The sequence below is a fragment of the Dyella sp. 01N36 genome (assembly GCF_056399745.1).
Genome location: NZ_JBFTRY010000184.1, coordinates 1 through 6450, shown reverse-complemented (window position 1 = coordinate 6450; position 6450 = coordinate 1). Strand labels below are relative to the sequence as shown.

Below are 6450 nucleotides of genomic sequence, written 5' to 3'. Positions count from 1 at the left end.
TCCACCTTCAGGGAAGTGCTCATGTCCAAACGTCTCGCCCTGGCACTGGCGGTTTCGCTGGTCGCCGTCGGTTCCGCCCAAGCGGAAACCAAGTCGCCCGCCTGGATCGAACGCAGCAACACCGACGCCAAGGTGCTGCTCGATGTGATGGCGAAGTTCAACCCGGAATTCGCCTCGCAGATCGGCGTGCCCGGCTTCGACGACAAGGTCGTCGACATGAAGCCCGACGTCGACGCCCGTTCGCGTGCCGCCTTCGTCGACGCCAAGGGCAAGCTCGAAAAGATGCTGGCCAGCGAGAAGGACGAGAACGTCCGCCAGGATCTGCAGATCATGATCAAGGCCGTCGATCAGCAGATCGAAGGCATCGATCTCAATCACAAGTACATGCTGCCGTACCAGGACGTGGGCCAGCTGATCTTCCAGGGCGAGTTCGTCTTGCTGAAGGACGACGTGGCCGCCAATCGTCGCCCCGCCGCGCTCAAGCGCCTGGAATGCTACGTGGGCAAGACCGCGGGCTGCACGCCGCTGGTCGAGCTGGCCAAGGCGCAGACCACGGCACGACTGGGCGAGAAGGACCTGATCGGCCCGTACAAGAACGAAGTGGAGCAGAAGCTCAGCAATACGCCGCGCTACACCCAGGGCATCCGCCAGCTGTTCGCCAAGTACAAGCTGGACGACGCGCAGGGCAAGGCCGCGCTCGATGCGCTGGACAGCCAGCTCAAGGACTACGACAGCTGGGTGCGCACCACCATCGTGCCGCGCGAGCGTACTGACTTCCGCCTGCCCGAGCCGCTGTATGCGTACAACCTCAAGCAGGTCGGCATCGACATTCCGCCGGAACAGCTGATCAAGGAAGCGCAGTTCGAATTCACCGAGCTGCGCTCGATGATGCAGATGATGGCGCCGGTGGTGGCGAAGGAAGAAGGCATCCAGGCCACCGACTATCGCGACGTGCTGAAGGCGCTGAAAAAGCAGCAGCTGGGCAAGGATGACGTGGTGCCCTGGTACCACGAGATCATCGGCAAGATCGAAGACACCATCCGCCGCGAGCACATCATCACCTTGCCCCAGCGCAAGATGCAGATGCGCCTGGCGTCGGAAGCGGAAACCGCCGCCGTGCCGGCACCGCACATGGACCCGCCGCCGTTCATCAACAACCACGGCGAACAGGGCACCTTCGTGCTGACCATGGGCAACCCCAGTGGTGGCAAGTCCGATTCGTATGACGACTTCACCTATAAGGCGGCCGCCTGGACGCTGACCGCGCACGAAGGCCGTCCGGGTCACGAGCTGCAGTTCGCGGCGATGGTGGAACGCGGCGTGTCGCTGGCACGCAGCCTGTTCGCCTTCAACAGCGTCAACGTGGAAGGCTGGGCGCTGTATGCCGAGTCGGAAATGCTGCCGTACGAGCCGCCGTCGGGCCAGTTCGTGGCCTTGCAGGCGCGTTTGCAGCGCGCGGCGCGTGCGTATCTCGATCCGATGCTCAACCTCGGCCTGATCACCAAGGAACGTGCGCACGATGTGCTGCGTTACGACGTGGGCCTGTCCGAGGCGATGACGCAGCAGGAACTGGACCGTTACACCTTCAACAGCCCGGGCCAGGCCACTGCGTATTTCTACGGGTACATGCGCCTGCAGCAGACGCGTTTGAACACCGAGCTGGCGCTGGGCAAGGACTTCAACCGCCAGGCCTTCAACGACTTCGTGATCGGCCAGGGCTTGTTGCCGCCCGAGCAGCTCGCCGAAGCGGTGCGCACGCAGTTCATTCCGTCGCAGAAGAAGCAGGCGAAGTAAAAGCCGCTGTTTAGTTCTGACGAGGCCGCGCTTTCGGGCGCGGCCTTTTCTTTTGCGGGGCGGGCGCGTGACTGCTGAGTTCCAGCCACTGCGCAAAGTTCGCCGTGTCGCTGCGCAGTGCTGGCGGTACCAGGATGTAGTCGCGGCTGGGCGGCTCGTCTGCCCTGTGACGGAAGCGAGCCGCACCTTCGTGGGCGAGCAAGCCAGCCTGGTCCGCCTCAGCCAGGCGCAATGCCAGGCCTTGTGACGATAACCACGCGCACGGCCTTTCATCGAACCAGGCCATCAGCCCGCCGAACATCGGCTTGAACCGCAGATCGTGTGGACGTCCCAGGTGCGTGGCGGCGTCTTCCAGTTCCTGGCGCAGAAGCTCGATCGCGGGGTTCACATCGGCGCGTCGGGCAGCACGTAGAGCAGCACGGCAAGATAGTGCAGCACGCTGCCGGCCAATACGAAGAAGTGCCATACCGAGTGGTGATAAGGCAGTTTGCGCCACAGGTAGAACGGCACGCCGAGCGTGTATGCCACGCCACCGGCGAGCAGCAACACCATGCCGCCCGTCTGCAGATGCGCCAGCAACGGCTTGAACGCGATCACGCCCACCCAGCCCATGCCGATGTACATAAGTACCGCCAGCTTGCGGTACTTCTTCAGCAGGCCCAGTTCGAGCGCGCTGCCCATCAGCGCCAGCGTCCACACCGTGGCAAACAGACTCCAGCCCCAGGCGCCCGGCAAGGCGATCAGGGTGAACGGCGTATAGGTGCCGGCAATCAGCAGGAAGATCGCGATGTGGTCGAGCGTACGCAACACGCGCTTGGGCAGCGCGCCGGGAATGGAGTGATACAGCGTCGAGGCCGTGTAGCACAGGATCAGCGTGGTGCCGAACACCGCGCTGGCCACCACGGCCCGGGTGTCGCCGTACAGCGCTGCAAACGTCACCAGCGTCACCAGGCCGGCAATGCTCAGCAGGATGCCGATGCCGTGAATCACACTGCTGGCGAGCTCGTCGCCGAAGGCATAGCGGGGGAGAGCCGTGCCGGAGGTGGCGGACATGGGGATTCCTCAAACGGAACGTACTGGAGCGTACGGCCCCGCCACCTTAGGACGCCCGATCCGATTCAACAAGAGCGGAAGCGGGCATCCGTCAGGCATGCCCGCGACGCAAGACCGCACGACGCCGGCGCGCCGTGCCGTCCGATCACTCGATGATGAAGGCGCCGAAGGCCACGCCCAGGTCCCAGCCCTTGCCGGTGCCGCTGAGCGCGAGCGACACATTGCCCTTGGTCATCACGCGCGCACCGGCCGAGTTGGCTGCACCGGCATGCACGCCGGCATCGGCGTAATGGCCCTTGATCTCGCTGATGCTGCTGACACCCGAGAACTTGCCCACGCCATTGGTGATCTGGCTCTTGCCGAAGGTGAGTCCGCCGCCCTTGACGCGCAGGTGCACCGACAGACTCTGGCCGTTGTTGCAGTGGACAGTACCGCTGCCGGTGGCCGTCTGATAGAACACCGACCAGCCCGCGAGGTTGAAACTCATCTTGCACTCGATATCGCCGGCATGTGCCGGCACTGATGCCGCCCAGCCGGCCACGGCCAGCACGGTGGCAGCCATCCACTTCGACATGCTCATTGCCCTTCTCCCTGGTTGCGCGCTGCCAGTAGGCAGCAAGCGCGCGGTTCTGGCAATCGCCAGCCCGCTGCGGCGTGAACAGGCCATTCACCCAGGATGTACGCCATAGCAAGCCGCAAGGGGAAACAATGCGATAACCGGGCATCCCCTCTCTCTCCCCCGATGCCCGGCCTTACCGCCCCGCCGTCCTGTGCGGGGCTTTTTTTGTCCTGCGATTTCGCGCGCTACACCGCCACCGATGGCAGGCTCTATGCTGATATCGGATTGGGAATCAGGAGAGCCGCCATGTCTGCGATCGACCTGCTGTTGCATCTGGACCATCTCGACCTGGGCGTTGCCGCTCCGCGTGCCGCCCTGGCCTTGGCGCAACGGCTGGGGGCTAGGCTCGACGCGCTCTACGTGGCCGACCTGCCAGCCACCGCCTTCAGTCTTCCCGAAGCCGTGCCCGTACAACTCGAAGAAACACAGCGCCGCGTCGCCGAAGCACGAACACATGACCACCACTGGCAGCAGGCGTTGGCCGCCCGTGCGCTCAACGGCAGCTGGCGGGTCACCCAGGGCGACACCGTCCAGGCGGTGAGCCAGGCGGCCTCCGGTTACGACATCCTCGTGATGGAGCGCAGCCAGAAGCGCAGCGATGCGCCAGTCGGTTTCGGCTCGGTGTCGCGTTGCGTGTTTGCCAGCGGGCGGCCGGTACTGGTAGTGCCGGATGTCTCGCCCGTGCCCAGCGTCGGCGCCAATGTGCTGGTGGCATGGAACGGCAGCCGCGAATCCGCGCTCGCGCTGGCCGCGGCCGTGCCGTTGCTGCAGAAGGCCGATCTGGTGCGCGTGCTCGACGGCAGCGAAATGAACGCGGACATGTTGCCGGTGCTGCCGCCGCCCGGCCTGGCCGACTGGTTGCAGCGCCACGGCATCAACGCCCGCATCGATACGCTCGATAGCGGCCCCAGTCACGCCGCGGGGCCCGCCGTGTTGGAGGCTGCGCATAGCCAGGGAGCCGACCTGATCGTGATGGGCGCCTGGAGCCGCTCGCGGCTCGCGCAAATGGTGCTCGGCGGCACCACCCGCCACCTGTTCATGCATGGCGACGTGCCGATGCTGGTGGCGCACTGAAAAAAGCCCGAACCGGGCCAGGCAGCTCCCGCCCGCCAGAATAGCCTTCCATACGGCTACTTGCGCAAGTCTTTTTTTCGGGCTTAGGCTGCAAGCGCACCGACACGATCCCTCCGCGTCCCCGCGCGGCGTGCACGGGCCATCCGCCTGCTCCAGCAGGCGTCAAAATTCACATCGATACGTCAGGAGGTCGCCTATGTCGTCCGCAAGCCTGGCTGCACCCCGTCATGCCCATCCCGACCACATCCGCATCGCCGCGATGAGCGTGGCGATCACCCTCAACCTCGCTGCGCTGCTCGCCCTCATGCGTCCGATGGCGCCGCAACTGGCCGAGCAGGTGCAACGCATTGCCGCCACGCCGATCAGCTGGATCACCCCGGCGAAGGAAGTGCCTCCGCCACCACCGATCGATATCAAAAAGCTGGCGCCGCCGAAGACCGTTCCACATCCGCAAGCGCTAACGCATCCCCTTCCGGTGACGCCGCCAGTGGTCAACACCACGGACGATGGCACGGTGCCAGCGCCCGTGACTCCGCCCACCATCGCCCCTCCCGCAGCGGACGTTACCAACACTCCCGTCGAAGCCACCCTCGCCTATCGGGCGACGCCGCTGAAATATCCCGCACAGGCGCTGCATTCGCGCCTGCAAGGGCAAGTGATCCTGAAGGTGTTGGTGGACGAGAACGGTGTTCCGCAGGAGGTCGCTATCGAACAAAGCAGCGGCTACAGCCTGCTCGATCGCAGTGCACGCGAGCAGGTGCTGAAGAGTTGGAAGTTCGAACCGGCGATGGTGAATGGCCGGGCCGTGCGTGCATGGGCACGTGTCCCGGTGACGTTCAATTTGAACGAGCTTTGAGCGGCTTCGTCGCGCTTTAGAACGATCTGAAGCGGAAGGCCCGACCTGCATCCAGTGGCAGGCCGGGCCCTTCCACGGCAAGCGAAGTTCTAGTGGGCGTTGACGGGCGCCGCCGGCGCAGGTCCGCGCGCCAGGCGCACGATGGCCCACACCACGGCCACCAGCAAAATCACCGGCAGGCACAAGGGCAACAGGGCGAGCGCCACGATGGGCGCGGCGATCAACAAGGCAAGGCCGCCGAACACCAGACCGAGCACGGCGCCGACCAGGCTGAACAGCCCGCCGATCAAGGCGAAGGCGAGTTTGAAGACCAGGCCGATCAAGGCGACCCCGAGCCAAACGCCTACTATCAACATCAAGAGCACGCTTATCGCAAACATGATGTGTCTCCTCCCGGCGTCACTGCCGGCGACCGTTGCGCATCGAGCAGTTGTGGCAACCGATGCAAGTTTCAAGGCCTGCTTGGAAAGCATCGTGCGCTTTTGCGGCATGTCGCGCATGTCGCGAAAGTCATGTCCCTCGCCATGCCGATCTCGCCCCGGTGTTACGGGACTTTAACGATACGCATGCTCCACTGCGCGCCGGTTTCCATGAGTGGCTGCGCATGGCCAAACACATGCAACACCTCAAGGCGCTGCGTGAAATCGCATTTGACTATGGGGTGGGCGAGCACCCTGACCTTGCCTCGATGGCAAGGGAACTGAGTCGTACGGTTTACCAGAATAAGCAGGCCCTGATCGGCGACCTGGCCGATTTGCGCGAGCGCAACCGCGGCTTTGAACGCTGGCTGGTGGCGCAGCGCAACAAGCCCGATATCAGCGTGCTCGTGATGGCATGGCCCGCCAACTACGCCACCCCGATCCACGATCACGATGGCCTGTGGGGCCTGGAGATGGCCCTGCATGGGGCACTCGAAGTGGAATCCTGGGACCGTGACCAGGACGGGAAGAACCTGCGATTGACCGGCCGCGACTGGCTAGGCCCCGGCGATGTCACCTGGTTCGACGCTGACGACCGCCACGTCCACCGTTGCCGCAACCTCTCCCGGCACGAC

Annotated in this window: 8 protein-coding genes; 4 read left to right on the top strand and 4 right to left on the bottom strand. The window is 64.6% G+C overall.

The genetic code is table 11. The annotated features are described in order from the left end of the window. Positions 1–21 precede the first annotated feature (21 nt). A complete protein-coding gene (locus AC1DMG_RS18430; RefSeq protein ID WP_441604721.1) occupies positions 22–1794 on the top strand; it encodes a DUF885 domain-containing protein in 1773 nt (590 codons plus the stop codon). 10 nt (positions 1795–1804) lie between these two features. Here the strand turns inward: AC1DMG_RS18430 and AC1DMG_RS18425 are convergent, their stop codons facing one another. The 3 genes from AC1DMG_RS18425 to AC1DMG_RS18415 all read right to left on the bottom strand — a co-directional run bounded on the left by AC1DMG_RS18425 (position 1805) and on the right by AC1DMG_RS18415 (position 3421). Beyond that, positions 1805–2182 carry a TfoX/Sxy family protein gene (locus AC1DMG_RS18425; protein ID WP_441604722.1) on the bottom strand — a complete coding sequence of 126 codons (378 nt, stop codon included), beginning with the start codon at positions 2180–2182 and terminating at the stop codon, positions 1805–1807. Further along, positions 2179–2847 (bottom strand): PAQR family membrane homeostasis protein TrhA, encoded by a 669-nt coding sequence (gene trhA, locus AC1DMG_RS18420; RefSeq protein WP_441604723.1) that lies wholly within the window; start codon positions 2845–2847, stop codon positions 2179–2181. Before trhA ends, AC1DMG_RS18425 begins: the two co-directional genes overlap by 4 nt. A 145-nt stretch (positions 2848–2992) precedes the next feature. Next, entirely contained in the window at positions 2993–3421 is a 429-nt protein-coding gene (locus AC1DMG_RS18415) for a hypothetical protein (protein ID WP_441604765.1), read from the bottom strand. Positions 3422–3712: 291 nt separating this feature from the next. Between AC1DMG_RS18415 and AC1DMG_RS18410 the strand changes: the two genes are divergently transcribed. Continuing rightward, positions 3713–4540, top strand: coding sequence for a universal stress protein (locus AC1DMG_RS18410; RefSeq protein ID WP_441604724.1), 828 nt, complete (start codon positions 3713–3715; stop codon positions 4538–4540). A gap of 196 nt (positions 4541–4736) precedes the next feature. After that, positions 4737–5396: an energy transducer TonB gene (locus AC1DMG_RS18405; RefSeq protein ID WP_441604725.1), complete on the top strand. Its 660-nt coding sequence runs from the start codon at positions 4737–4739 to the stop codon at positions 5394–5396. 89 nt (positions 5397–5485) lie between these two features. Here the strand turns inward: AC1DMG_RS18405 and AC1DMG_RS18400 are convergent, their stop codons facing one another. Beyond that, positions 5486–5776, bottom strand: a complete 291-nt coding sequence (locus AC1DMG_RS18400) for a hypothetical protein (RefSeq protein WP_441604726.1) — start codon at positions 5774–5776, stop codon at positions 5486–5488. 224 nt (positions 5777–6000) lie between these two features. On the opposite strand from AC1DMG_RS18400, the gene AC1DMG_RS18395 reads away from it, so the two are divergent. Further along, a partial coding sequence (locus tag AC1DMG_RS18395; protein WP_477180873.1) for a cysteine dioxygenase occupies positions 6001–6450 on the top strand: 450 nt, incomplete at its 3' end.